This window comes from Sulfurimonas sp. HSL1-2, from assembly GCF_039645565.1.
Lineage (GTDB): Bacteria > Campylobacterota > Campylobacteria > Campylobacterales > Sulfurimonadaceae > Thiomicrolovo > Thiomicrolovo zhangzhouensis.
The window spans coordinates 1-23,747 of record NZ_CP147914.1; the positions used below are offsets into that span (position 1 = coordinate 1).

General features: G+C 58.0%; 22 protein-coding genes. 19 read left to right on the forward strand and 3 right to left on the reverse strand.

The annotated features are described in order from the left end of the window. Positions 1-77: 77 nt before the first annotated feature. The 7 genes from dnaA (at position 78) to WCX18_RS00035 (ending at position 7,825) form a co-directional block, all read left to right on the forward strand. Positions 78-1,412, forward strand: coding sequence for a chromosomal replication initiator protein DnaA (gene dnaA / locus WCX18_RS00005; protein ID WP_345988470.1), 1,335 nt, complete (start codon positions 78-80; stop codon positions 1,410-1,412). A 194-nt stretch (positions 1,413-1,606) separates the two neighbouring features. Continuing rightward, complete coding sequence (gene dnaN / locus WCX18_RS00010) at positions 1,607-2,677, forward strand: DNA polymerase III subunit beta (protein ID WP_345988472.1); 1,071 nt, start codon at positions 1,607-1,609, stop codon at positions 2,675-2,677. Between the two features lie 117 nt (positions 2,678-2,794). Further along, the gene (gene gyrB, locus WCX18_RS00015; protein WP_345988474.1) at positions 2,795-5,107 is read left to right on the forward strand and encodes a DNA topoisomerase (ATP-hydrolyzing) subunit B; all 2,313 of its coding nucleotides are present in this window, start codon (positions 2,795-2,797) and stop codon (positions 5,105-5,107) included. A gap of 3 nt (positions 5,108-5,110) precedes the next feature. Then, positions 5,111-6,517, forward strand: a complete 1,407-nt coding sequence (locus WCX18_RS00020; protein ID WP_345988476.1) for a GGDEF domain-containing protein — start codon at positions 5,111-5,113, stop codon at positions 6,515-6,517. A gap of 3 nt (positions 6,518-6,520) precedes the next feature. After that, positions 6,521-6,904 carry a preQ(1) synthase gene (gene queF, locus WCX18_RS00025; protein ID WP_345988478.1) on the forward strand — a complete coding sequence of 128 codons (384 nt, stop codon included), beginning with the start codon at positions 6,521-6,523 and terminating at the stop codon, positions 6,902-6,904. 94 nt (positions 6,905-6,998) lie between these two features. Continuing rightward, positions 6,999-7,340, forward strand: a complete 342-nt coding sequence (locus tag WCX18_RS00030) for a hypothetical protein (RefSeq protein ID WP_345988480.1) — start codon at positions 6,999-7,001, stop codon at positions 7,338-7,340. Beyond that, positions 7,340-7,825 (forward strand): histidine phosphatase family protein, encoded by a 486-nt coding sequence (locus WCX18_RS00035; protein WP_345988482.1) that lies wholly within the window; start codon positions 7,340-7,342, stop codon positions 7,823-7,825. Before WCX18_RS00030 ends, WCX18_RS00035 begins: the two co-directional genes overlap by 1 nt. Here WCX18_RS00035 and WCX18_RS00040 read toward each other — a convergent pair. Continuing rightward, the gene (locus tag WCX18_RS00040) at positions 7,804-9,090 is read right to left on the reverse strand and encodes a hypothetical protein (RefSeq protein WP_345988484.1); all 1,287 of its coding nucleotides are present in this window, start codon (positions 9,088-9,090) and stop codon (positions 7,804-7,806) included. The genes WCX18_RS00035 and WCX18_RS00040 overlap by 22 nt on opposite strands. Positions 9,091-9,162: 72 nt before the next feature. On the opposite strand from WCX18_RS00040, the gene WCX18_RS00045 reads away from it, so the two are divergent. The 9 genes from WCX18_RS00045 to WCX18_RS00085 all read left to right on the forward strand — a co-directional run bounded on the left by WCX18_RS00045 (position 9,163) and on the right by WCX18_RS00085 (position 17,544). After that, positions 9,163-9,873 carry a YebC/PmpR family DNA-binding transcriptional regulator gene (locus tag WCX18_RS00045; RefSeq protein WP_345988486.1) on the forward strand — a complete coding sequence of 237 codons (711 nt, stop codon included), beginning with the start codon at positions 9,163-9,165 and terminating at the stop codon, positions 9,871-9,873. 172 nt (positions 9,874-10,045) lie between these two features. Then, a complete protein-coding gene (pyk, locus tag WCX18_RS00050; RefSeq protein WP_345988488.1) occupies positions 10,046-11,536 on the forward strand; it encodes a pyruvate kinase in 1,491 nt (496 codons plus the stop codon). Positions 11,537-11,551: 15 nt separating this feature from the next. Beyond that, positions 11,552-13,018, forward strand: coding sequence for a glucose-6-phosphate dehydrogenase (zwf, locus tag WCX18_RS00055; protein WP_345988490.1), 1,467 nt, complete (start codon positions 11,552-11,554; stop codon positions 13,016-13,018). Then, positions 13,005-13,700 carry a 6-phosphogluconolactonase gene (gene pgl, locus WCX18_RS00060; protein ID WP_345988492.1) on the forward strand — a complete coding sequence of 232 codons (696 nt, stop codon included), beginning with the start codon at positions 13,005-13,007 and terminating at the stop codon, positions 13,698-13,700. Before zwf ends, pgl begins: the two co-directional genes overlap by 14 nt. Positions 13,701-13,709: 9 nt before the next feature. Next, complete coding sequence (edd, locus tag WCX18_RS00065) at positions 13,710-15,542, forward strand: phosphogluconate dehydratase (protein WP_345990817.1); 1,833 nt, start codon at positions 13,710-13,712, stop codon at positions 15,540-15,542. Further along, positions 15,539-16,165 carry a bifunctional 4-hydroxy-2-oxoglutarate aldolase/2-dehydro-3-deoxy-phosphogluconate aldolase gene (gene eda, locus WCX18_RS00070; RefSeq protein ID WP_345988494.1) on the forward strand — a complete coding sequence of 209 codons (627 nt, stop codon included), beginning with the start codon at positions 15,539-15,541 and terminating at the stop codon, positions 16,163-16,165. The genes edd and eda overlap by 4 nt, the downstream gene beginning before the upstream one ends. 342 nt (positions 16,166-16,507) lie before the next feature. Next, the gene (locus WCX18_RS00075; protein ID WP_345988496.1) at positions 16,508-16,774 is read left to right on the forward strand and encodes a hypothetical protein; all 267 of its coding nucleotides are present in this window, start codon (positions 16,508-16,510) and stop codon (positions 16,772-16,774) included. 52 nt (positions 16,775-16,826) lie between these two features. Continuing rightward, positions 16,827-17,306 (forward strand): MOSC domain-containing protein, encoded by a 480-nt coding sequence (locus tag WCX18_RS00080; protein WP_345988498.1) that lies wholly within the window; start codon positions 16,827-16,829, stop codon positions 17,304-17,306. Beyond that, the gene (locus WCX18_RS00085; protein ID WP_345988500.1) at positions 17,293-17,544 is read left to right on the forward strand and encodes a peptide methionine sulfoxide reductase; all 252 of its coding nucleotides are present in this window, start codon (positions 17,293-17,295) and stop codon (positions 17,542-17,544) included. The genes WCX18_RS00080 and WCX18_RS00085 overlap by 14 nt, the downstream gene beginning before the upstream one ends. Positions 17,545-17,576: 32 nt before the next feature. Here WCX18_RS00085 and WCX18_RS00090 read toward each other — a convergent pair whose 3' ends face one another. Both WCX18_RS00090 and WCX18_RS00095 read right to left on the reverse strand, forming a co-directional pair. Beyond that, complete coding sequence (locus WCX18_RS00090; protein ID WP_345988502.1) at positions 17,577-18,773, reverse strand: outer membrane protein transport protein; 1,197 nt, start codon at positions 18,771-18,773, stop codon at positions 17,577-17,579. A 306-nt stretch (positions 18,774-19,079) separates the two neighbouring features. Then, entirely contained in the window at positions 19,080-20,096 is a 1,017-nt protein-coding gene (locus WCX18_RS00095) for an FAD-dependent oxidoreductase (protein ID WP_345988504.1), read from the reverse strand. A 130-nt stretch (positions 20,097-20,226) separates the two neighbouring features. Between WCX18_RS00095 and WCX18_RS00100 the strand changes: the two genes are divergently transcribed. The 3 genes from WCX18_RS00100 to recQ all read left to right on the forward strand — a co-directional run bounded on the left by WCX18_RS00100 (position 20,227) and on the right by recQ (position 23,677). Then, positions 20,227-21,237 (forward strand): hypothetical protein, encoded by a 1,011-nt coding sequence (locus tag WCX18_RS00100; RefSeq protein ID WP_345988506.1) that lies wholly within the window; start codon positions 20,227-20,229, stop codon positions 21,235-21,237. Between the two features lie 217 nt (positions 21,238-21,454). Further along, positions 21,455-21,796 carry a ferredoxin-thioredoxin reductase catalytic domain-containing protein gene (locus tag WCX18_RS00105; RefSeq protein WP_345988507.1) on the forward strand — a complete coding sequence of 114 codons (342 nt, stop codon included), beginning with the start codon at positions 21,455-21,457 and terminating at the stop codon, positions 21,794-21,796. An 87-nt stretch (positions 21,797-21,883) separates the two neighbouring features. Next, positions 21,884-23,677 (forward strand): DNA helicase RecQ, encoded by a 1,794-nt coding sequence (recQ, locus tag WCX18_RS00110; RefSeq protein ID WP_345988509.1) that lies wholly within the window; start codon positions 21,884-21,886, stop codon positions 23,675-23,677. Positions 23,678-23,747 lie beyond the last annotated feature (70 nt).

Genomic DNA, 23,747 nt, shown 5'->3' on the forward strand with positions numbered 1-23,747 from the left:
AGCATTCTGCTTAAAATTGTCTGCTATAATTCACATCATTATTCACATTGTGGAAATTATAGCGAACGGGAGCTGCGATGACGATCGGCGATACGATTCTGGAGATGCTTAAAGAGGAGATCAGCGAGGTTGAATACAACCGATACGTCAAACAGATGAGCTTTATCTCCAAAGCCTCGCGCAGCGACCTTGCCGTTTTCGAAGTGCCCAACCCCCTTATAGCCAGCTGGATCAAAAACCGCTATACCAATAAGATCGCCCACCTGTTTGAACTCAAAACCGGCACATCAAGGGACGTCATCATCCGGGTGAAAAAACCCAAGGGGGCCGCCGGCAAAAGCGGCGGCACGGTCGCGGCAGCACCGGCCGAAGCGCCGAAACACTCCATGCTCAACCCCGCCTACACCTTTGAGAACTTCGTCGCCGGCAGCTCGAACCAGTTCGCCTATGCCGCGGCCAAAAGCGTCAGTGACCGGCCGGGGCAGGTCTACAACCCCCTCTTTATCTACGGCGGCGTGGGACTCGGTAAAACCCACCTCATGCAGGCGATCGGCAACGTGGGGCTCCTGCAGGGAAAAACCGTCGTCTACACCTCCGTCGAACAATTCGTCAACGACTTTACGCGGCATCTGCGCAACCAGACCATGGACCGTTTCAAGGAGAAATACCGCCAGTGCGATCTGCTCCTGATCGACGACGTCCAGTTCCTCAGCAACAAGATCCAGACCCAGGAGGAGTTTTTTCACACCTTCGAAACGCTGCGCAGCGAAGGGAAACAGATCGTCCTCACGGCCGACAAACCCCCCAAGCGCATCGCCGGCCTCGAAGCACGCCTCCAGAGCCGTTTCGAATGGGGCCTCGTCGCCGACATCCAGCCCCCGGAACTAGAGACCAAGATCGCCATCATCCGGAAAAAGTGCGACATCAACCGTGTTATCCTCGGTGATGACGTCGTCAACTATATCGCCACCGTCATCGACAACAATACCCGCGAGATCGAGGGGATCCTCTCCAAACTGCACGCCTACTCCCAGCTGATGCACCAGGAGATCACCCTCGACTTCGCCAAGAACGCCCTGCGCGAGCAGCTCCAGGAGAAAAGCGACAACATCTCCATCGACGGCATCATGAAAACCATCGCCAAAGAGCTCAACGTCAAACCCAGCGAGATCCGATCCAAAAGCCGAAGCCGCAACATCGTCGCCGCCCGGCGCGTCGCCATCTACCTCGCCCGGGAACTGACCCCCATGTCCATGCCGCAGATCGCGCAGTATTTCGGGATGAAAGACCACAGTACCGTCAGCCATACGATGAAAAAGATCCACCAGCTTCTCGAAGAAGACGAGAACTTCAAGGTCAAGATCAACGAGCTCCATAACAAAATCACCGCCATGCCGCCGGAGAGTGTCTAAAAAAGCGGCCAAAAGCTATATTTTCTTTGCAAATAAAAAAAGATATAATGTGCCAAGTGAACAAATGTGAAGAAGCTCTCCGGCTTTATTCACATGGGAAGAGCCCTAAAAGTAGGGACGTTTTCTGCTTTTTCACAAAAAAACGGCAGACTACTATCATCTACTAAAAATTTAAATATATAACAGGAGTTTCGATGCAGTTCGAGATCGCCAAATCCGTTTTGGAAAATATCCTGATCCACACCCAGCCGTTTCTGGAGAAAAAAGATCTCTCCCAGATCACCTCCCACCTCTACTTCGAAGCGACTGCATCGAACACCCTGACCGTCAAAGCCACCGACTATGAGATCGGTCTCGTCATCGAAGCCGAAAACATTCATGTCTCCGAACCCGGCATGGCCACTGCCAACGGAAAGAAACTCCTTGATATCGTCCGCATTCTCAGCGACGGCAATGTCAACCTCACGACCAAAGACGGCATGCTCGATATCACCCAGGGCCACTCCGACTTCCAGCTTCCCATGTACAACGCCCAGGAGTTCCCGGCTTTTGCCAGCATTGAAAACAAACCCGGGGTAGAGATCGATTCCGGCCTGCTGATCAACTCCCTCAAAAAGATCACCCCTGCCGCGGATACCAACAACCCGAAATTCGAACTCAACGGTGCCCTGATCGATATCAAAGCCGACCAGATCAACTTCGTCGCTACCGATACCCGCCGCCTGGCCATCATCGCCATTCCGCAAAGCAGCGGCAGCGAGCTCTCCCTCATCATTCCGAAAAAAGCGATCATCGAGATCCAGAAACTCTTCACCAGCAATATCGACATCTACTACGATGCCACCCACCTGCTGATCAAGTCCGACCAGTACACCTTCTTTACGAAACTGATCAACGGAAAGTTCCCCGACTACAACCGTATCATCCCTGCATCGACACGCTACAACCTCACCCTGCCCAAAAGCGACATCGTCAATGCCATCAAACAGATCACGACGATCTCCAATGACATGAAACTGACCCTGGAAAGCGGCCGTATCCTCTTTGAAAGTCTCAGCGACGAGAACAACAAGGCCTCAACGGAGATCAATGTCGACACGGGGATTGACTCGACATTCGTCTTTGCCGTCAACAGCCGTTATATACTCGACTTCCTCGGGCAGATCGATCAGACCCAGTTCACGATCGGCCTGAACGAACCCAATATGCCTTTCATGCTGCAAGAAGAGCAGTTCAAAACGATCGTCATGCCGATCGTCATCTGATCCAACCTTCTCTTTTTTTCCGCAGGCATTGCCTGCTCCCTTTCTTCTTGGCCCATAAAATAAATTTATTAGCCCTTTTTGGATAAAATTAAACCCATTTAGCGTACTGGAGCGATCATGGAACAAAATTACGGCGCAGGCAATATTAAAGTCCTCAAAGGACTCGAGGCCGTACGTAAACGTCCGGGGATGTATATCGGTGATACGGGCCATCGCGGTCTGCACCATCTCGTCTACGAAGTCGTCGACAACTCCATTGACGAAGCGATGGCCGGATACTGTGACACCATCACCGTAACGCTCACCAAAGCGGGTACCGCCATCATCGGCGACAACGGGCGCGGGATCCCGACCGATATGCACCCGACCGAAAATATTTCCGCGGCCACCGTCGTTCTGACCGTCCTGCACGCCGGGGGAAAATTCGACAAGGACACCTATAAAGTCTCAGGCGGTCTGCACGGGGTCGGTGTCTCCGTCGTTAACGCCCTTAGTAGCAACCTCCACATGACGATCCACCGCGACGGCAAGATCCATGAACAGGATTTCAAACAGGGGATTCCCCAGGAGATTCTCGAGGTGACGGGAAATACCCGCAAGCACGGAACGACGATCGAGTTCGCTCCGGACCCGTCCATCTTTACCGAAACGGTTATTTTCGAGTACGATTACCTTGCCAGACGTTTCAAAGAGCTCGCCTACCTCAACCCGAAAATCAAGATCATCTTCAAGGATGATCGCGACGGCAGAAGCGAAACCTACCATTTTGAAGGCGGTATCACCCAGTTCGTTTCCGATCTCAACAAAAAGACCCAGGTCGCCACACCGTATGAGTACAATGCAAAGATCGAAGATATCGAACTTGACATTGCGCTGATGTACAACGACAGCTACGAAGAGAAGGTCTACAGCTTCGTCAATAATATCCGTACGCCAAACGGGGGAACGCATGAAGCCGGTTTCCGCGCGGCACTGACACGTGTCATCTCCACTTACAACAGCCAAAACGGCAATGCAAAAGAGAAAGATGTCAAACTCAGCGGTGAAGATACCGGCGAAGGGTTGATTGCCGTCGTCTCCGTCCGGGTACCCGAACCGCAGTTCGAGGGTCAGACCAAGGGTAAACTGGGGAACACCTATGTCCGTCCGTTGGTGCAAAAGGCCTCTTACGAACAGCTGTCCAAGTATTTTGAAGAGAATCCCATCGAGGCCAAGGCGATCGTACAGAAAGCGCTGATGGCGGCGAGAGGACGCGAAGCGGCGAAAAAAGCGCGCGACCTGACCCGCCGCAAGGATTCCATGAGCGTCGGTACGCTTCCGGGGAAACTGGCGGACTGCCAGAGCAAAGACGCGACGATCAGCGAACTCTACCTCGTCGAGGGCGACTCCGCGGGCGGTTCGGCCAAGCAGGGGCGTGACCGCGTCTTCCAGGCGATCCTGCCGCTCAAAGGTAAGATCCTCAACGTCGAAAAGGCACGCCTGGACAAGATCCTCAAATCCGACGAAATCACGAACATGATCACCGCGCTCGGCTGCGGGATCGGTGAAGAGTTCGACGAAGAGAAGCTGCGCTACCACAAGATCATCATCATGACCGATGCCGACGTCGACGGTTCGCACATTCAGACCCTGCTGCTGACCTTCTTCTTCCGCTACTTCCCGACGATCGTCGAGAACGGCTATCTCTACCTGGCCCAGCCGCCGCTTTACCGCTACAAGAAAGGCAAAAAAGAGATCTACTTCAAAAACGACCGCGTCATGAACGATTTCCTGATCGAAAACGGCGTCGAGTCGCTGGAGATCGAGGGAATCGGCCATAACGACCTGGTCTCCTATTTCAAGATGGTCGACCACTACAACAGCAGTCTTGAAGCGCTGGAGCGCCGCTACTCCCTTGTCAGCCTGATCCGCCACTTTATCGAGAACCCGGACATTATCGGGCTGGATTCGGAGAAGATGTACGCCGAGGTCGAACGCTTCCTTGCCGAACGCGGTAACAATATCCTCTCCAAACTCGTTTCCGAAGATGAGATCCACCTCTTCGTCCAGACCGGAGAGGGGATGGAAGAGCTCCGCATCAACGACGAGCTCTTCAGTGCGCCGCATTTCAACGAGGCACAGTTCGTTTATGACAAGATGAAAGAGTGGGGCATCAATGTCGGCGGCGATCCGCTCGAGGTCCTCGAAGAGATCAAGGAGTATGCTCGCAAAGGCTCTTACATCCAGCGCTACAAAGGGCTTGGTGAAATGAACCCCGAACAGCTGTGGGAAACGACGATGACACCGGAAAACCGTGTGCTGCTTCGCGTGAACATCGAGGATGCCGAAGCGGCAAGCGAAGCCTTCAACCTCTTTATGGGGGATGAAGTCGAACCGCGCCGCAACTACATCGAAACCCACGCCAAGGACGTCAAACACCTTGACGTATAACCGATGAGTCTGCTCTACCCCGAAGCCAAGGAGCGCGAAAACCGCTTCAAACTTGCCCTGCGGATGGGGCTCCCCGTATTCGCATTGGCGGTGATCACCACGGCATCGGTGATGTTCCGCTATTTCAATACGATTCCGACGACCTTCATCATCGTTGCTTTCAGTCTGCTCGGTATCATGGTCTACTACCTGTTTTACCTGATTTACCAGGGCTTTAACGAACGGATTACCGACCCCATTACCCACGCCTTTACACGGGAATACTTTAGTACCATGATGCAGCGGGAACTGAAGAAAAAAGATTACACCTTTTTCCTGCTCAGTGTCGTCAATCTTGGTGATATCAACCAGCGCTACGGCTTTGCCAACGGGGACAAAGTGCTCTACAACCTGGCGAACAGGATTGCCGAGTACCTGAACGAGCATAAAATGGTGCGCGTCCCGATCGCCCACTTCAAAGGGGGGGACTTTATCATCGCACTGGAAGGGACGCAGGAGGAGTACGGTTCGATGATGGACCTGCTTTGCGTCAAGTTCCAGCACTACAGCCTCGAGGAGATAGAGATCGATATCGTCGGTTCCATGACGGATACAAACCATTCGCGTTCCATCGACAAACTGGTTGACTGGCTCTATGAACTGCAGGGCGAAAATGCGAAGATGCTGAAGGCGGACGAGGAGGAGATCGACCCCGATACGGTGGAGCATCTGGTTCTTGAAGCGGTCAATGCACGCGCCTTCTCCTACGCCTACCAGGCGGTATATCAGGACGGCAAACCGGTGCTTTTCGAACAGGCTTTCAAACTGGTCACGGGGGAGGGGAAACTCGTCCACCAGAAACGCTTTATGCCCGTGATCAACCGCCTGGGGCTGTCACGCCGATTCGACGAGATCCAGACCGAGGCGGCAGTGGCGGAAGTCCCTACGCTTGTCGGGGAGCAGAAGATCGCCGTGAATGTCTCACCCTCTTCACTGCGTAACCCGCTCTTTTTGGAGCATGTCATGATGCTGCTTTCAAACAATGAAAAACTCCGCTCCCGCCTCGTTTTTGTTATCAGCGAAAGCAATTTCTACCACCAGACACAGCAATTCAATACCCGTCTGCAGGCCTTTCGGCGTGCGGGAGTAGACATCGCGCTCGATCGCCTGGGCGGCTTGCATGCTTCCATGCGCTACCTGCAGGACCTTGACGTGGACATGGTCCGGTATGAGAGCTCCCTTGGTAAAGGGGCGAGCGAACCGAAAGTACGGGCGCTGCTCGAGGGGCTTCAGCAGACGGTCAAAACCCTGGGCTACCGCAGCTGGATCCGGATGATCGAGGATGAAAAATCCTACGAGGCTGCCAAAGCGGTCGGGATCGATTTGATCCAGGGGAACTACCTCAGTCCTATAGATACCATCAAGGAGTAACGAATGAAATACGGTGAAGAGATTATTGCAAATTTCGATGTGGAAAAAGATCTGGAGATCTGGCCGAACGAACACAAACGCGACTATGTGATCAAGATGACCCTGCCGGAGTTCAGCTGTCTCTGCCCGCGCAGCGGCTACCCGGATTATGCAACCATCTACCTGGAATATACGCCCGACGAGTGGGTCGTCGAACTCAAAGCGATCAAACTCTATATCAACTCCTTCCGCGAGCGTCACATCTCCCATGAAAACAGCGCGAACGAGATCTATGAGGTCCTGGAGCGCAAACTCAAACCGAAGTGGATGAAGATCACGGCGGACTACAATCCCCGCGGGAATGTCCATACGGTTATCGAGATCGACAGCAGCCGGATAACAAAATAAATTATATAAATAATATTAATATTATTACGCATAATATTTAACGATTCTGTGGTAAAATTCGACCCAATATTCCATGAGGAACCAAGGGAGAAAAATGCAAGAGTCACTGGCGGACTACTTTCAGACGCAGATGGAGCGTCAACTGGCCAAACGCAGCAGTGAAGGCGTGGAAGCGATTATGATGGACATGCGTGACGACGGCATCGATTTTTATGCCGTTCTCAAGCAGGATCAACCGCTCTGTTACTTCTGCCGGGGTATCCGGTACTTTAAATCCCCCGAGGGAACCTTTACGATGCAGGCGGCGGACGGTACGGGGCTGCCCATCGATGAGAATGAATACCGCAGCCGTCTCGATTATGCGCTCTCGTGTATCGGTGCCAGTTCCGAAACCGGTATCGGCGTCCTCGTCAAGAAACACATCAAGACCCTCTGATGCGGACCCTGACACTGATGCGGCATGCGAAGTCCTCCTGGGACGACCCGGCCCTCGGTGATCATGAACGCCCCCTCAATCCCCGCGGCAGGAAAGCGGCCAAAACCATGGCGCAGCGCCTTTATACCGAACACTACACCCCTGATCTCGTTCTGGTCTCATCCGCCCTGCGTACGCAGCAGACGGCCGCGGCACTGCAGAAAGCCTATGACGGACGGTTGGTTCTGCAAACCGAACCGTTACTGTACGAGGCGTCATCCGGAACGTATGCCGAGGTGATCCGACGCGTTGATGCTGCTGTTGAGTCGCTGATGATCATCGGGCACAATCCGACGATTGAGTGGATGGCTGAAGCGATGGGGGGCAGGGTCTATCATATGCCGACCGCATCCTACATACGCTTCCGGATCCCCGGAAGCTGGGCAGAATTCCGTTTTGAGCGTTTTGAAACGCTGGCGTACGACTATCCCAAATCCGACAAATAATTTTCCAGCCACACCTTTGCACCTGCTTCATCGCTAAACGTTTCTTCGAGCTGGGCGTCATAGGCCGCCTCCAGGATCGTTTTGAAACGGGGGGAGGGCTCAAGTCCGGCGGCAATGAGGGCTTCTCCGCCGAGCAGTGCGTCTCTTGGGCCTGTCAGTACGCCCAGTCTTGCCGCTTTACGCAGCAGCCATGCCACGGCATCGCTTATCTCGGCTGCGGGGTGGCGGCCGCGGTAGCAGGCTTCTGCGACGGCGGCGACGGCATCGATACGGACCTGTTTGGCCAGGCGCATTACGTCGGCATCCGACGCGGCTTCGGCGTAGAGCCGTTCCGGTTCGCCGTGATACCGTACATAATCAAGCGCGTTTAAAACAAGCCGTTTGTCGTCGGTGAGCGTTGTGAGGAACGCGTTAGGGTCTTGAACGCCGATGCAGAGCGGGGCGAGCATCAGGGCGAGCGGGTCCGTGTCGACGTGTCGACGCAAATCCGCCATCGCATCCAGAGCCCGCAGGACCGTTTTCCACACCCCGGTTGCCTGCAGTGCCGCGAGTTCCGGGAAAAAAGGGATGATCTGCATCCGTATCATCATCTCAAATCCGACGGAGGGGGTCTGCGATTTGAGCAGCAGCTTTTTAAACTCTTCGAAAATGCGCTCTTTGGGGAGTTCGGCCAGCGCGCCCGCGTCCATCATCTTCTGTGACAGCGCAAGAAGCTGCGCATCCGGTTCGAGATGGAAACGGGCGCTGAACTGCACGGCACGCAACAGCCGCAACGGGTCTTCAACGAAGGTCGTTTCGTTGACGCAGCGCAGGGTTCTTGTTTCCAGATCCGTCTCTCCCCGGTAGGGGTCGAGCAGTTGATGGGCGATGGGGTCGTAGCCGATGGCGTTGACGGTGAAATCGCGCCGTTTGGCTGCCGTTTTAAAATCAAACGTTTCAAACGTCTTTACGGCAAACCCCGTGTGGCCCGGCCCGGTTTTTGTCTCGGTACGGGGAAGGGAGAGGTCGAGGTCGTAGCCCCCCAGGCTCAGCTTCAGCACCCCGAAGGATTTGCCGACGCTGTTGACGCTGCCGAGGGGTGTGAGCAGCGGGATCAGGGCCTCCAGGGAGCCGGCGCCGAAACACTCGATGTCGATGTCCTTGCCGGGGAGTCCCAGCAGCGCGTCACGCACATAGCCGCCGACGAGCACGGGACGGACCCCCCCTGCGGTGAGGGCGTCTATGAGCGGGACGAGGACATCGGGGAGTGCGGGCATCGGCTTCATACCGTTATTGTATCAAAGGCTTTTGCTATAATTGCGGAAACCAAAGGGGAGACCCCCTGTAAAGAGGATACGATGGGAAGAGCGTTCGAGTACCGCCGCGCGGCGAAAGAGAAGCGCTGGGGCACTATGTCCCGGATTTTTCCGAAACTGGCCAAGACGATCACGATGGCGGCCAAAGCGGGGGGACCGGACCCCGATATGAACCCGCAGCTGCGTCTGGCGATCCAGACCGCCAAAGCGCAGAACATGCCCAAGGACAACATCGAGGCGGCGATCAAGCGTGCGAGCGGCAAAGATGCCGCCGACATCGCCGAGGTCAACTTTGAAGGGAAGGGCCCGCACGGCGCCCTGATCTTCGTCGAGTGTGCGACGGACAACAACAACCGTACCGTCGCCAACGTGCGCAGCTACTTCAACAAAAGCGGCGGCGAACTGCTCAAAACGGGTTCACTCGAGTTCATGTTTGACCGCAAGGCGGTCTTCGAATTCGACTCTCCCGAAGGGACGGACCTCGAAGAGCTGGAGCTCGAATTGATCGATGCCGGTCTTGACGAACTGGACGAGAATGAGGGCACGATCTACGTTTACGGCGACTATACCAGCTTCGGATCACTCCAGGAAGCCCTGGAGGGAATGGGCATCGAGGTGAAGAAGGCTTCTCTGCAGCGCGTACCGAACAATCCGCAAAGCTTCTCCGAGGCACAGATGGAAGAGGTCGAAAAGCTCATCGACAAACTCGAAGAGGACGACGACGTCCAGGCCGTCTACACGAACATCGAATAACTTCCGGCGGGGCAACTGCCTCCCTGCTGTCCACCCACTGCCTTATTTGTAATCATTCTGCCACACTGCCGCGATACGATTTTGGTTATCATAGCTGTTTGAATGCCATTTCCGGTCTGAGAACCGGAAGCGTGTTTTGGCGCAATGTCCGGAAGGACTCGGAAGGATTGCGATGAAGAAACATACCAAAATTCTGGCGACCGTCGGCCCGGCCTGCGAGGACGTCGACACCCTGGAGCGGATGATCCGTGCAGGTGTGAACGTTTTCCGTCTCAACTTCAGCCACGGGACCCACGACTACCACGAAGCAAACCTCAAGCGCATCTATGAAGCGGCAGGCCGCTGCGGCCTTATTGTCGGCGTGCTGCAGGATATCAGCGGGCCGAAAGTTCGTATCGGCGAGATCGACGGCACAGCGGAACTCTCCCCCGGCAACGTCATCGAGTTTGTGACCGAAGAGACGGTCGGCAGCTTTGTCGAACCGGGACGCCTGCGCCTCAGCCTCAACCATCCGGAACTGCTCTCCAAAGTCCAGGCAGGGGAGGCGATCTATTTCGCCGACGGCTCCCTGCGCACCACGGTCGTCGAAGCGGGAACGAGCGTCGTTTGCGAAGTGCAGAACAGCGGTAAGCTCAGCTCCCGCAAGGGGGTTAACTTCCCTAACACCTCCCTGGGACTGGCCGTCCTGACGGAGAAGGACCGCGAGGATATCGCCTGGGGGGTAAGGAACGGCGTCGATTTTATGGCGATCTCGTTCGTGCAGACGGCGAAGGATATGGAAGACGTGCGCGCCGAAGTGGAGCGTCACGGCGGAACCCCACAGTTCATTGCGAAGATCGAGAAGTTCGATGCCGTCGAAAACATCGATGCCATCCTCGAAGCCAGCGACGGACTGATGGTGGCGCGGGGAGACCTGGGAATCGAGGTGCCTTTCTACAAAGTGCCGACGCTGCAGAAGATGCTCATCCGCAAAGCCAACGAAAAAAGCAAACCCGTCATTACCGCGACGCAGATGCTCCTCTCCATGACCCATGCCGAACGGGCGACGCGGGCGGAGATCAGCGATGTCGCCAATGCCGTACTCGACGGTACCGACTGCGTGATGCTCTCCGAGGAGAGCGCCGTGGGGGCCTACCCGGTCAAAGCAGTCGAAACGATGACGCAGACCATCCGCGAAACGGAGAAGATCTACCCCTATCACAAGTTCGCGCAGTTCATCTGCTTCGACGAGATGGACGTCATCGACGAATCGGCGGTCCTGCTCTCGCAGAAGATCGACGCCGAGGCCATCATTGCGCTGACGGCCTCGGGCCAGTCGGCGAAAAAACTGGCACGTTACCGCCCCGAAAACCCCATTTTAGCCGTCATGCACAGCGACCGCGTGGCGCGGATGCTGACCCTGGTCTGGGGGGTCGTTCCGGCGTTCCTGACACGCACGACAAGTGTGGACAAGATGCTCATCGAGGTGGTCCAGAGCGGCCTGGCGCGGCAGGTGCTGAGCCGTCACGCCATGTACATTGTCACCGCGGGCGACCCCGTCGGCGTCCCCGGCACGACGAACGCCATCCGCATCCTGCGTGAGAGCGAGATGGAGTATTTCGCTTCGGCGGCGCTCAAAAAGCGCTCCAAAAAGATGCCCGAGGGTGCCGCAACCCTCTTTTGACAAAGGACGACCATTATGAGTGAAACCGCCAACGTTTGCGATATTGTTATTTTCGGAGGGCACGGGGACCTTTCCCTGCGGAAGCTGATTCCGGCCCTTTACCATCTCTGCAGCGACGGTTACGTCGCCCCGACGAGCCGTATCATCGCCACGAGCCGCCATGACGTACCGCGCGAGGAGCACCTTGCCCTGGTGAAGGAGAAGCTGCAGTTTTTCCTCAAGGAGGGCTGCTTCGAAGAGGCCAAATGGGAGACCTTCGCGCGGCAGCTCGAGGTGGTCACCGTCGACCTGGGCGTGGAGGAGAGCTACGGCGCGCTGTCGGCAATGCTCGGCGAATACCCCGACCGGGACCGCGTCAACTACCTCTCGACCGCCCCGACCTTCTTCGGACCGATCTGCAAGGCGCTCAACCACTGGCAGCTGATCACGCCGAAAAGCCGTGTGGTCCTGGAAAAGCCGATCGGCCGTGACCTGGCATCGTCACGGGAGATCAACAACGAGGTCGCCCTCTATTTCGAAGAGCAGGCGATCTTCCGTATCGACCACTACCTGGGCAAGGATACGGTGCAGAACATTCTTGCGCTGCGTTTCTCGAACATGCTCTTTATGCCGCTGTGGAACGGCCAGGATATTGACCATATCCAGATCACGGCGGCCGAGAGCGTCGGTCTGGAGGGGCGGCACAGCTACTACGAGGACTACGGCGCCTTCCGGGACATGATCCAGAACCACCTCATGCAGCTGCTCTGCCTTGTGGCGATGGAGCCGCCCTGTTCGCTCGAAGCGGACAGCATCCGCGACGAAAAGGTGAAAGTGCTGCGTTCACTCCGCCCCTTCGGTTCGGATGATGTCCGGGACAAAACGGTCCGGGGCCGCTATACGGCGGGGGTGATCAACTCCGAAAAAGTCCCCGGGTACCTCGAGGAGGGGGTTTCGCCCGATTCGACGACGGAGACCTTCGCGGCGGTGAGGGTCGAAGTGGACAACTGGCGCTGGCAGGGGGTGCCCTTCTACCTGCGGACCGGCAAACGGATGAGCAAGCGCTATACGGAGATCGTCGTCCAGTTCAAAGAGGTGCCGTACCAGATCTTCGCCAACAAGGGGCGCTGCATCTCCCCGAACCGGCTGGTCATCATGCTCCAGCCCGAGGAGAGCATCAAGCTCAAGATCATGACGAAGATCCCGGGCCTCTCCGAACAGATGCACCTGCGGGAGATGGCGCTCGACCTGAACATTCCCGAAAACGCGCCGCGCACCCCGGAAGCGTACGAGCGCCTGCTGCTCGATGTCATCCGGAACAATGCCACGCTCTTTATGCGGCGCGATGAGGTCGAAGCCGCGTGGAAATGGGCGGACCCGATTCTCGAAGAGTGGGAAGGGGGCACGGTCGGCCTCAAGAATTACGCCGCCGGTACCGACGGCCCGACCGCGGCCATCGCGATGATCGAACGTGACGGCAGGAGCTGGTATGAAGAGCACTGAGAACGTTTTTCACATCTACGATTCGCTCCCGACCCTGCATAAGATGCTGGCCTACAAGGTGGCGCGGGACCTCGAAACGGCCATTGCGGCCAAGGGGAGCGCGTCGCTGATGCTCTCGGGCGGGAATACGCCGCGCCCCTTCCTCGTCCAGCTTGCCGCCGAGAATATCGACTGGAGCCGGGTGACCGTGGGGCTCGTGGACGAACGCTGGGTCGATCCGGAATCGGGGGCGAGCAACGAGAACCTGGTCCGCAGCGAGCTGCTGGCCAACGGGGCGGGTGCGGCGACTTTCGTCGGCATGTACCATTCCGGCGAGACGACGACGGAGGCGGTATCCGAGGTCGAGGCCGATTACAAGGCCCTTTTCCCCTTCGACGTCGTGGTGCTGGGGATGGGCGGCGACGGCCATACCGCCTCGCTCTTTCCCGGGCGGCCTGAACTGCAGACGCTGCTGAACGATACTGTACTCTGCGGGGCCGCCGAGGCGCCGGTGGATCCGAAAGAGCGGATGTCGCTATCGCTGTATGCCATCGCCTCTGCTGCGCACTGCTACCTGCACATCGAGGGCGGGGCGAAACTGGCCGTCTACGAAGCCGCCCTTGACGGCGACGAAGTCGATACAATGCCGGTGAGGGCTATACTGAACCATCCCGACATTGCCCTGGAAGTCTTTTACGCATAGGAGAAGATGATGCATCCCGTTATCCTTGAAGTGACCGAGCGGATCCGAGCACGATCCCTCCCGACCCGCGAACGCTACCTGCAGCGGATCGAGGCGGCGCACCATGCACACCGCGCCAACCGCGAAGTGCTGGGGTGCAGCAACCTTGCCCACGCTATGGCGGCGGAGTCCGACGATGAAAAGCGCAAACTGGCGGGAACGGTGACACCCCATATCGGGATCGTCACCGCCTACAACGACATGCTCTCCGCGCACCAGCCCTTTGCCACCTATCCCCCGCTGATCAAGCGGGCCCTCATGGACGTCGGTGCCACGGCACAGGTCGCCGGCGGGGTCCCGGCAATGTGCGACGGGGTGACCCAGTCGCAGCCGGGAATGGAGCTCTCGCTCTTCAGCCGGGACACCATCGCGATGGCGACAGGCATCGCCCTGTCGCACAACGTCTTCGACGGGGCGCTCTACCTCGGCGTCTGCGACAAGATCGTGCCGGGGCTGCTTATCGGGGCGCTGACCTTCGGGCACCTGCCTGCCGTTTTCGTCCCCGCGGGGCCGATGCCCTCGGGGATCAGCAATGCCGAAAAGGCGCTGGTGCGCCAGGAGTACGCCCAGGGCAAAGTCGGCAAGGACGCCCTGCTGCGGACCGAGGCCGCTTCGTACCACAGCAGCGGGACCTGTACCTTCTACGGTACGGCCAACTCCAACCAGATGCTGATGGAGATTATGGGGCTGCACATCCCCGGCAGCGCCTTCGTCAACACCAACACCCCGCTGCGCGACGCGCTGACGACGGCGGCGGCGCAGCGGGCGGCGGCACTGACCCAGCTGGGCGATGACTACCTGCCCGTCGGGCGGATGATCGACGAGTGCAGTTTCGTCAACGCCGTCATCGGCCTGATGGCGACGGGGGGGTCGACGAACCACACCCTTCACCTCATCGCCATGGCAAAGGCTGCGGGGATCGTGCTCACCTGGGACGATTTCGACGCCCTTTCCGCCGTGACCCCTCTGCTTTGCAAGATGTACCCCAACGGCCAGGCGGACGTCAACCACTTCCGCGACGCGGGGGGCATGGGCCTCGTTATCCGCGAACTCCTCGACGCGGGGCTGCTGCACGAGGAGGTCCAGACCGTGATGGGGCCGGGACTGCGCCGCTACGCGGAATCCCCGCTGCTCGAGGCGGGAAAACTGGCCTTTGTGCCCGCACCGGAGGTATCGCGCAACCCCGACGTCGTTTCGACCGTGGGGGAACCCTTCTCCCACGAAGGGGGGCTGGCGCTGCTGGAGGGGAACCTCGGCCGCAGCGTCATCAAGATCTCCGCGCTCAAGCCGGAACTGATGCATATCGAGGGCGAAGCGCGGGTCTTCGACTCCCAGGAGGCGCTGCAGGCGGCTTTCAAGGCGGGGGAGCTCGAACGCGACTTCATCGCCGTTGTCCGTTTCCAGGGGCCCGCAGCCAACGGCATGCCGGAGCTGCACGGCCTGATGCCGCCGCTGGGCGTACTGCAGGATAAGGGGTACAAGGTCGCCATCGTCACCGACGGCCGGATGTCGGGAGCGTCGGGCAAGGTACCCTCTGCGATCCATATGACGCCCGAAGCGGCCCATGGCGGCCTGCTGGCAAAGGTACGCGACGGGGATCGCATGGTGCTTGACGTGCATGAAAAGAGGCTGGAGCTCCTCGTCGACGCGGCGGAGCTGGCCAAGCGGGAACCCGCTGCGCCGTCGCTCCTGCACAATCGGCACGGCATGGGGCGGGAGCTCTTCGCCCTTATGCGTCAGAACGTCGGCAGCGCCGAAGAGGGCGCGACGATCTTTGATGCGGTCGGAGAGGAGCGGGCATGACAGCGATTGAACTTTTTAACATCTCGCCGGTCGTCCCGGTCGTCGTACTCGCGCGTGTGGCGGATGCCGTGCCGCTGGCCGAAGCGCTGCTCGAAGGGGGCGTGGGCATTATGGAAGTGACCCTGCGCAGCGACGCGGCGCTGGAGTGCATCGAGGCGATCGCCAAAGTGGTACCGGAGATGAATGTCGGTGCGGGCACCGTCATCAACGCCGGCGACCTGTTGCGTGTCCGTGATGCGGGGGGACGGTTTTCGTTCAGCCCCGGTATCAGCCCGGAGCTGCTGTCGGCGAGTGCGCAGGAGGGGATCACCTTTATCCCCGGCGTCGCGACGGCCAGCGAGCTGATGGCGGCCATCAATGCCGGCATCACCGGGTGCAAACTCTTCCCCGCTACGGCCGTCGGTGGTGTCGAACTGCTCAAGGGGTTTGCGGGGCCTTTCCCGGAGATGCGTTTCTGCCCCACCGGCGGTGTCAGTCTGGCGAATATGAACGACTTTCTCTCGCTGCCCAACGTCTCCTGCGTGGGGGGCAGCTGGATCGTTCCGAAAGCGGCAGTAGGTGCAGGTGAGTTCGAAAAGATCACGGCGTTATGTAAAGAGGCGCTCGGCAGTGTCCGGAGCTGACGTTTCGTCTCCATCGTAAAAATGCGGCGCTTGCCTCGGTGCCGTTTTCTCCAGATTTTTCATCGATGCGAGCCGGTAAAAGGCATTATTATTAATGCCTATACTTTCTTCTTTCTTTTTTTATTATATTTTTGAATATATCTTCCTGGAGACGCTCCCGGCCTGCTGCCCCGGTGTATCTAACAGTAACAATATTTAAATTGTGAACGATGGTGATGAAATTTAGCGCAGTTTTACTACGTATCAAAAATGATTTTTTGTAATAATTATGTGACAAGCCTGAGACGCTGCAGAGTCGGTAGCGCAGTAGACTTACGCATTTTATCATTAAGGAATTATCAGATGTTCATCACGTCAAAAGAGGTTGAAAGCGTCATTGGAAAAGAGCTGGCGGACCGCCTGTGCGAATGGCTGCGTACGAGTTCGCCGATCAGCTGTATTGTCGAGCAGGGTTCTGAAAATACGATTCGTTTCAACATAGACGAGGCAATGGATTTTTCCAAGATCAAGATGCACAGCGATGCACTCAAACGCGAGTTTTTCCCGCATATCGCCAAGCTGAAACAGTACAAGGTAAGCACGCCGCTCAGAGCTGACCTCTCCGCATAATCCCCCTCGTTCTCCTCTCCCCGCCCGGCCCTACTAGGGTATGATTTCAGTGATGAATGAAATACAGGGCAGGGTCACATCCCTTCTTATCGGTCCCGAAGCAAAACAGCCGCTTACACGTGTGCCCTCCGTTACTGCCGTTGCCGGCAGGGGACTTGTCGGCGACCGCTACTATTTCGGCCGCGGCAGTTTCAATGCGCCCCAGTTCGATCAAAGTGTGCGGGAAGTGACGCTGATCGCCGCCGAAGCGATCGCCGAATGCAACAAGAGGCTCGGTACGACCCTTGACCTTGCCGATTTCCGGCGCAATATCGTCACAGAAGGGATTGACCTGGCCCTGCTGAAGGGAAAGCGGTTCCGTATCGGGGAGGTGACGCTGCGGTGGGTGCGGAGCGCGCCGCCCTGCCGCTACCTATCGCGCCTTTTGGGCGAGGACATGATGATTGGTCTCAAGGGGATAGGCGGTATCCGCGCCGTGATTGAAACGGGCGGGACGATCAGTGAAGGGGATACTCTTTATGTCCTACCGTGAAAAACTGCGCGCCTTTCCAGACGGGGCGCAGGAGGTGCTTTACGAGGGGAAACGCTGGCTTATGCGCAAAGAGACGCACCTGGATGGCAGGCTCATCAAGCTCTACGCCGAAGAGCTCGGGGGAAATGACTTCGTGAGCCTTAACTACTATGAGACGGCCTCCGCCCCCCTGCTCAAACCCTGCGAGATGCCCGCGGAGAAGGTGATCGCCTTTATCGAGAGGGCTACGCTGCCGTAAGCGCGGAGCGCCGCCATTGAGAATGGCGGAGATCAGAAGGAGTACGTTACCTGCATGCTGACGCTGGTCTGGCTGTGTTTCGATCCGATTTCGTACGGGCCGGAGATGCTGGCGGAGGTAAACCGTTCTTCCGTTTCCGGCGCATAGGCGAAGGCGAGGTCGCACGCGAGCGTTTCATTGAAATTATAGGTGCCCCCCACAGTGAAGTGCTGTTCCACGGTGGCCGGGAAACCGAGCAGGTTGAACATGTTCAGCGCCGCGCCGCCGTTGCTCATCCAGTCGAGCTCTCTGATCGGGCTCTTGGCGTAGTTGTATCCCGCTCTGAGCTGCCCCATGTCGGAAGTGAACTGATAACCGAACATAAAGACGTCCTGATCTTTCCAGCCGAAATCCTTGTACCCTGTGGCGTCGCTCCAGGCGATATGTTTATAGTCGAACGCGGCAGTATGGCCGCCCAGAGTGTAGGAGAGCCCCGCGCCGTATTCGGCCGGCTGCTCCAGCTCGGAGGAGATGCCGGTAACGCCCGCGGAGGCAAAGGGGGCCGTTGCATTCGTGAGCTGGTCTTTGTAATCCATCGTGATGCCGGATTTGTAGACGAAGCCTAGCTTCGCGCCCGTGATGCCGGCTTCGCCCAGGTCGTACGACGCCCCAAGGGTGTACCCCAGCGCGATATCCTGCGCGATGCCTGAGCCCACGGTGGTCCCGTTGTTATAGTTGATATCCAGTGCCCCGTACTGCACAATCGCCGTTGCACCGATGCTCAATCCGTGGGTGGTATATGCTACCGGGACGCCGAACTGCATCAGCTGCAGGTTCGTCACCATCTGCATCGTAGTCCCCGAGGTGTCTTCGCGGTAATCGGTCCCCATGCCCCCGGTACCCCACATCCCTACGCCGAGATAGAGGTTGTCATTGATCTTGGCCGCGATCGATACTTCCGGAATGACATTAAGGTCGGCATCGCTCTGGCGGTAACCCGCACCCCCGTCGTATTTGACATCCGGCATGAACACCGTGCCGCCGAAAGAGATCTCGGTGGCCGGGACTTCGGTGATCATCGCGGGGTTGGCCAGCGCCGATTCCGCCCCGTGGCTCATGCCGATACCGATGCCGCCCATGCCGCGTGCTTTTGCACCGAGCCCGATGAGGTGGTCGCCGTTAGTCGCGTATGCGGAGGTTGCCCCGAGGGCCGCAACGGCTGCCAGTGCCAAGCGTGCTGATGTTTTCATATGTTCTCCTGAATATAGTTAATAAAAATTCAAAAAAAGAGCGCGTCTACCCGTCACAACTTTTTATTGCATAATAATTTAATACCTATGTGAATTGAATAGGTATTTCTGTCAATTATTTGCCTATTGCTATAAAATTGGGATTTTTTGGAGGAAAAAACAGTTAATTGAAAATTGATTTAAAAAATAAATATTTAAAATATATCAAGGTTGGTCACAGATAGGTTTCAATGTTGTGGGTTTTCCCGGAACGCTCATGCTTCGAAAACGGCAGATGATGGCCGTCAGATCGGCGTGGTGTGAGGGCTAGGCTTCCATTAATGTTTTTGCAAGCCGCATTGCCGCAATAACGGCGCCTTCGAGGTAGCCCCCTTCCTGCGATTCGGTCTCCGTCCCGCAGAAGTGCAGGCACTCTGATACCGCCGTTTCCATCCCGTAGCGGGGATGGGCATCGAGAGGCTCGCGGTCGGCGGGGACCGAGGTGTAGGGGTCGCTGCGCCAGTTGTGGTAGCGGAAAACCTCGTAATCGCGAGCCTCCGGTCCGAAGAGGCGGGTGAGCTGTTCGAAGACGCGTTCGGGCTGGGCATCATCGGCGGAACGGGTATGGTAAAAGCCGAAGAGCGCGCCCTTGTTCCGGGTTGAAGCGTCGTGCACTTCGGAGAGGGGACCGCGGTGGCTGGTGGCAAACCCGCTCAGTCCCCGCGCCCGCCAGAAGGGTTCGGCATAGGTGACGATGCACTTGGACGAAAAGCCCATCCAGGTCGGGATGGCGAGCATCTTTTCACGCACCGGTGCGGCCAGCGGCGGTTCGAAGGCGATGGTGTCGGCGCAGAGGCGCGGGGGAAGGGTGACGATGCAGTGTGCAGCGCGCAGCGCCTCCCCGTCGGTGTGGACGGTGACGCCTTCGCCGTCCGAGGCGATCGTGCGTACGGGGGTCTCCAGCCGGATATCGACCTCTCCGAGGCGTTCGGCCAGGGAGGAGGTCAGCATGCCGGCACCCCCTTCGATCCTGTACGAGGGGGCGTTTTGCCCGGTGCGGAAGTACTGCACGCCTTCGGGAGCATCATAGGCGAAGGCGCCCTGGTCATAGTGGCGGAAGAGGGTGAGGCCCAGGGCATCGACGAGGTGCCGGATGTGGTGCTGGTGGGGCCAGACCCAGGTCGGTCCGAGGTCGAAACGCTCCCCCGCCTCCTCGACGGTAAGGATCCTTCCGCCGATGCGCGGCCGCGCTTCGAGCAGCGTGATGCGGTAGTGCCCCTGTAGCAGATGGGCCAGCAGCAGACCGTTCAGGCCTGCGCCTACAATGATGAGATCCGGTTTCATGGCCGACAGTATAGTCCTTCCCGGTTGACCCGATACTTTGGCGTATTTTTTCTTTAAATAATTTATGTTTTAATGATCTTTACCGGATGTTTGCACAAAATGTTCCGCGCCGCTGTCAAAGGAAGATGTCATGAAAAAAAGAAGGGTGTTTCTTACGTTCGCACTGCCGCTGCTGGCCCTGCTGGGCGGCTGCGGCGGCAGCGGCGGTGCTTCGGAGGTGTCGGCGCTGGTGGAGGGGATCACGGTCTCCGTCGTCGAAAAAAGCAGCGGGACGCTGGATGCCGCGGCGTATTTCGAAGGTGCGGATTCGTACCGTTTCATTGATACGGACGGTGAGCCACAGACCGTTGTGACGGATGGAGGGGCGGCCTTTTTCTCCCCGGAGCTCAATATGACCGTCGACGGCAGCGACATCCGCTACACGGCGGGGAATGTGGAGGCGACGACGCACGTTGCATGCGCGCTCGCCGGCGTCAGCGGCAGTAAAACGCTCGAGCTGAATGCCTCATTCGAGATCACGGACACCGCCGACGATGCCGCGACGATGCTGCAGGATGTCGGCGTCCCGGCCAGTGCGGGGGTGCTGGAACCGGGGGTCACAGTGACGGCGACGGCGACGGACCCAGACGGCATGCACCTGGTAGCGGTGGCGATCCTGAGAGACGCTACGGCACTCGAAACGCTTTACGTTTACCCCGACACCAACCTGAGCCGCATCGACGTCAACGAAACCTTTGCAAACCCGGGGGAGGGGAACTACACCGTGACCTTTACCGCGCTGGGCACCGACGGCGGCGAGGGGTACCGCTCCATCGCCACCGCGGCGCGCACGATCAATGTCAGCCTGCTCAACGACCTGGCGGGGATCCTCGAGGATATCAACAGTACCCTCAGCGCACTCGGGGGCACGCTCACCGCCGGGGATATCGCCGCCCTGCTTGAAGATGTCAACCAGACACTGCACGAGGGCAATGTCAACATCGACGAGGCGGCCGTCACGGCTTTGCTTAATGACATAAACAGCACTTTAACCGCCGCCCTCGGATCGCTCGGCGATACGGATCTTACCACCCTGATCGGCGACATCGGCGATACGCTCACGGCTATCGGCGGAGGACTGCTGGGCGGGCTCGGGCTGTAGTTGCCGCCCTCTGTTTCATCTGCCATTCGTATGTGAAACACCCTTGTCAAGTGGCGCCCTTTTCGCTTCTGCAAACCGGTTAACTATTTCAAACGGTGACACATCAACCTTACGGATTCGCGATTCGGGAAAAGGGTTTGGTGCCTTTAAGTCGCCTCTTCCTATACTTGTGGCATCGAAAAAGAGGGTCATACAGTCCCCAAACAACAAGGAAACGATGATGCAGATGGTCGATATGAGTTCCCCGGAGTTCCTCGCGGAGCTCGAAAAAACGAAAAAATTCACCGACAAAGTCAACGCCCAGTTCGGATGGGTCTACAACCCCAATCATGATGTCAACGAGGGGGTCCTGATGGGCCTGGCCCGTCACAAGATGCTCTACGGAAAGCGCTTCTGCCCCTGTTTCATGGTCCTCGAGGACGAGAACGGCAAGCACAAAAGTGCCGATGACCGCATCTGTCCCTGCAAACCCGCCATCGATCACGAAGTCCCCGAAGAGGGCAAGTGCCACTGCGGGATCTTCTGTACCCCCGAATACGCTTCTACCCACGATATGTAAGCCGTCGTCCGCCCTGCGCGGATGACACTGCTGCCGCTTTTTTCACGTTGCCGCCGCGATTTGGCTATGATGTGAAAAAGTTTTGACATGCCCGATCACGCTACCGATAAATATTCCGTCCTCAAAGACCGCTTCGGCCACAACGCTTTCCGTCCGCTGCAGGAGGAGGCCGTCGACACCGTCCTTGCCGGCCGCGACCTGCTGATGATCCTGCCCACCGGCGGCGGGAAATCGCTCTCCTACCAGCTGCCTGCCCTGCTGATGGAAGGTACGACCGTCGTCATCTCCCCGCTGCTCGCCCTCATGCACGACCAGGTCCAGAGCCTCAAAGCCCAGGGGATGCGCGCGGAGATGCTCTCCTCGATGCAGACGGCGGAGGAGAGCGGCGAGATTGTACGGCGGCTCTATGCCGGGGAGATCGACTTTCTCTACCTCTCCCCCGAACGCCTCAACACGGAGGGGATGCGCACGATCCTTTCGAATATCCGGCTCAACTACTTCGTCATCGACGAAGCGCACTGTATCAGTGAATGGGGGCACGAGTTCCGGGCCGATTACCGTGCCCTCTCGCAGCTGCGCGATTTCTTTCCCGGGATCGCCATCGCCGCCTTTACCGCGACGGCGACGGCGCACGTGCGCGAAGACATCCTGCGCCTGCTGCGCCTGAACGACCCCAACGTCCTTCAGGGGCAGATCTACCGCGACAACCTCCAGATCACCGTCCGCCACCGCATCAAGGACGGGTATGACCAGCTCCGCGACTTCCTCGACGACCACAAAACGGAGAGCGGGATCGTCTACGCCTTCTCCCGCAAAAGCGTCGAGGCCGTTGCGCATTTCCTGCAGCAGAAAGGGTACGCCGCGGCGGCCTACCATGCCGGGATGCCGACGGAGCAGCGCAATGCCGTTTTTGATGACTTCGTCCACGACCGGGTCCGGATCATCGTCGCGACGATCGCGTTCGGGATGGGAATAGACAAGAGCAACATCCGTTACGTTTTCCACATGAGCCTCCCCAAGACGGTGGAGAACTACTACCAGGAGATCGGCCGGGCCGGACGTGACGGCGATCACGCCGACGTCGTCATGCTCTTCGGGGCCCAGGACCTGATCCAGCAGAAGCGGTTCGTCGAGATGAACGAGGATGAGCAGTACAAGGCGCACCTGATGCAGAAGCTCGGCGCCGTGCACCGCTACGCCTCGGCCGAGACCTGCCGGCATCAGCAGCTCGCCGAGTATTTCGGCGACCGAATCGCGCCCTGCGGGACGCACTGCGACAACTGCCTGGAGCCCGAGTACGACAAACGCGACATCACGACCGAGGCGCAGATGCTGCTCTCCTGTGTCTACCGTACCGGACAGCGCTTCGGCAAAAGCTACCTCATTGACGTGCTGCGCGGCTCGCGGGAGCAGAAGCTTCTCGCCAACGGGCATGACGAACTCTCCGTCTACGGGGTGGGCGAAGCCCTGAACAAGAAGCAGTGGCTCGTCGTCATCGACCGGATGCTCGAGATCGGGGCGGTGGACCTGAACGAACATCACGGCCTCTTTCTGACCCAGGAGGGGCTGGCCGTTCTCAAAGGCGAGGAAAAGGTCCTTATCCGCGCCGACCGCCTCAACGTCCGGGCCAAGACTGTCCAGAAAGCCGCGCCGGAGCATTTCGACTACGATACGGAGCTTTTCGAGGCGCTGCGGGCCCTGCGGTTCGAGATCGCCCAGGAGCAGGGGGTGCCGCCCTACGTCGTTTTCGGGGACAAGACCCTCAAGGAGATGGCGGCATCGCGGCCGCAGACGAAAGCGCAGATGCTCGAAGTGGGCGGTGTCGGCGAGGTGAAATTCGAGCGCTACGGGGCGCAGTTTTTGCTGCTGCTCCAGAGCTGATTTTGCTTTTTTTACGAATTTCTGCTACTTTAGAGGTGCTTTGCCATATCGATATGGCCGATAAAATGAA

What these genes read in the sequence shown, in the direction of transcription:
- dnaA (WP_345988470.1), top strand. Translation starts at nt 78, where the DNA reads ATGACGATCGGCGATACGATTCTGGAGATGCTTAAAGAGGAGATCAGC.
- dnaN (WP_345988472.1), top strand. Translation starts at nt 1,607, where the DNA reads ATGCAGTTCGAGATCGCCAAATCCGTTTTGGAAAATATCCTGATCCAC.
- gyrB (WP_345988474.1), top strand. Translation starts at nt 2,795, where the DNA reads ATGGAACAAAATTACGGCGCAGGCAATATTAAAGTCCTCAAAGGACTC.
- WCX18_RS00020 (WP_345988476.1), top strand. Translation starts at nt 5,111, where the DNA reads ATGAGTCTGCTCTACCCCGAAGCCAAGGAGCGCGAAAACCGCTTCAAA.
- queF (WP_345988478.1), top strand. Translation starts at nt 6,521, where the DNA reads ATGAAATACGGTGAAGAGATTATTGCAAATTTCGATGTGGAAAAAGAT.
- WCX18_RS00030 (WP_345988480.1), top strand. Translation starts at nt 6,999, where the DNA reads ATGCAAGAGTCACTGGCGGACTACTTTCAGACGCAGATGGAGCGTCAA.
- WCX18_RS00035 (WP_345988482.1), top strand. Translation starts at nt 7,340, where the DNA reads ATGCGGACCCTGACACTGATGCGGCATGCGAAGTCCTCCTGGGACGAC.
- WCX18_RS00040 (WP_345988484.1), bottom strand. Translation starts at nt 9,090, where the DNA reads ATGAAGCCGATGCCCGCACTCCCCGATGTCCTCGTCCCGCTCATAGAC.
- WCX18_RS00045 (WP_345988486.1), top strand. Translation starts at nt 9,163, where the DNA reads ATGGGAAGAGCGTTCGAGTACCGCCGCGCGGCGAAAGAGAAGCGCTGG.
- pyk (WP_345988488.1), top strand. Translation starts at nt 10,046, where the DNA reads ATGAAGAAACATACCAAAATTCTGGCGACCGTCGGCCCGGCCTGCGAG.
- zwf (WP_345988490.1), top strand. Translation starts at nt 11,552, where the DNA reads ATGAGTGAAACCGCCAACGTTTGCGATATTGTTATTTTCGGAGGGCAC.
- pgl (WP_345988492.1), top strand. Translation starts at nt 13,005, where the DNA reads ATGAAGAGCACTGAGAACGTTTTTCACATCTACGATTCGCTCCCGACC.
- edd (WP_345990817.1), top strand. Translation starts at nt 13,710, where the DNA reads ATGCATCCCGTTATCCTTGAAGTGACCGAGCGGATCCGAGCACGATCC.
- eda (WP_345988494.1), top strand. Translation starts at nt 15,539, where the DNA reads ATGACAGCGATTGAACTTTTTAACATCTCGCCGGTCGTCCCGGTCGTC.
- WCX18_RS00075 (WP_345988496.1), top strand. Translation starts at nt 16,508, where the DNA reads ATGTTCATCACGTCAAAAGAGGTTGAAAGCGTCATTGGAAAAGAGCTG.
- WCX18_RS00080 (WP_345988498.1), top strand. Translation starts at nt 16,827, where the DNA reads ATGAATGAAATACAGGGCAGGGTCACATCCCTTCTTATCGGTCCCGAA.
- WCX18_RS00085 (WP_345988500.1), top strand. Translation starts at nt 17,293, where the DNA reads ATGTCCTACCGTGAAAAACTGCGCGCCTTTCCAGACGGGGCGCAGGAG.
- WCX18_RS00090 (WP_345988502.1), bottom strand. Translation starts at nt 18,773, where the DNA reads ATGAAAACATCAGCACGCTTGGCACTGGCAGCCGTTGCGGCCCTCGGG.
- WCX18_RS00095 (WP_345988504.1), bottom strand. Translation starts at nt 20,096, where the DNA reads ATGAAACCGGATCTCATCATTGTAGGCGCAGGCCTGAACGGTCTGCTG.
- WCX18_RS00100 (WP_345988506.1), top strand. Translation starts at nt 20,227, where the DNA reads ATGAAAAAAAGAAGGGTGTTTCTTACGTTCGCACTGCCGCTGCTGGCC.
- WCX18_RS00105 (WP_345988507.1), top strand. Translation starts at nt 21,455, where the DNA reads ATGATGCAGATGGTCGATATGAGTTCCCCGGAGTTCCTCGCGGAGCTC.
- recQ (WP_345988509.1), top strand. Translation starts at nt 21,884, where the DNA reads ATGCCCGATCACGCTACCGATAAATATTCCGTCCTCAAAGACCGCTTC.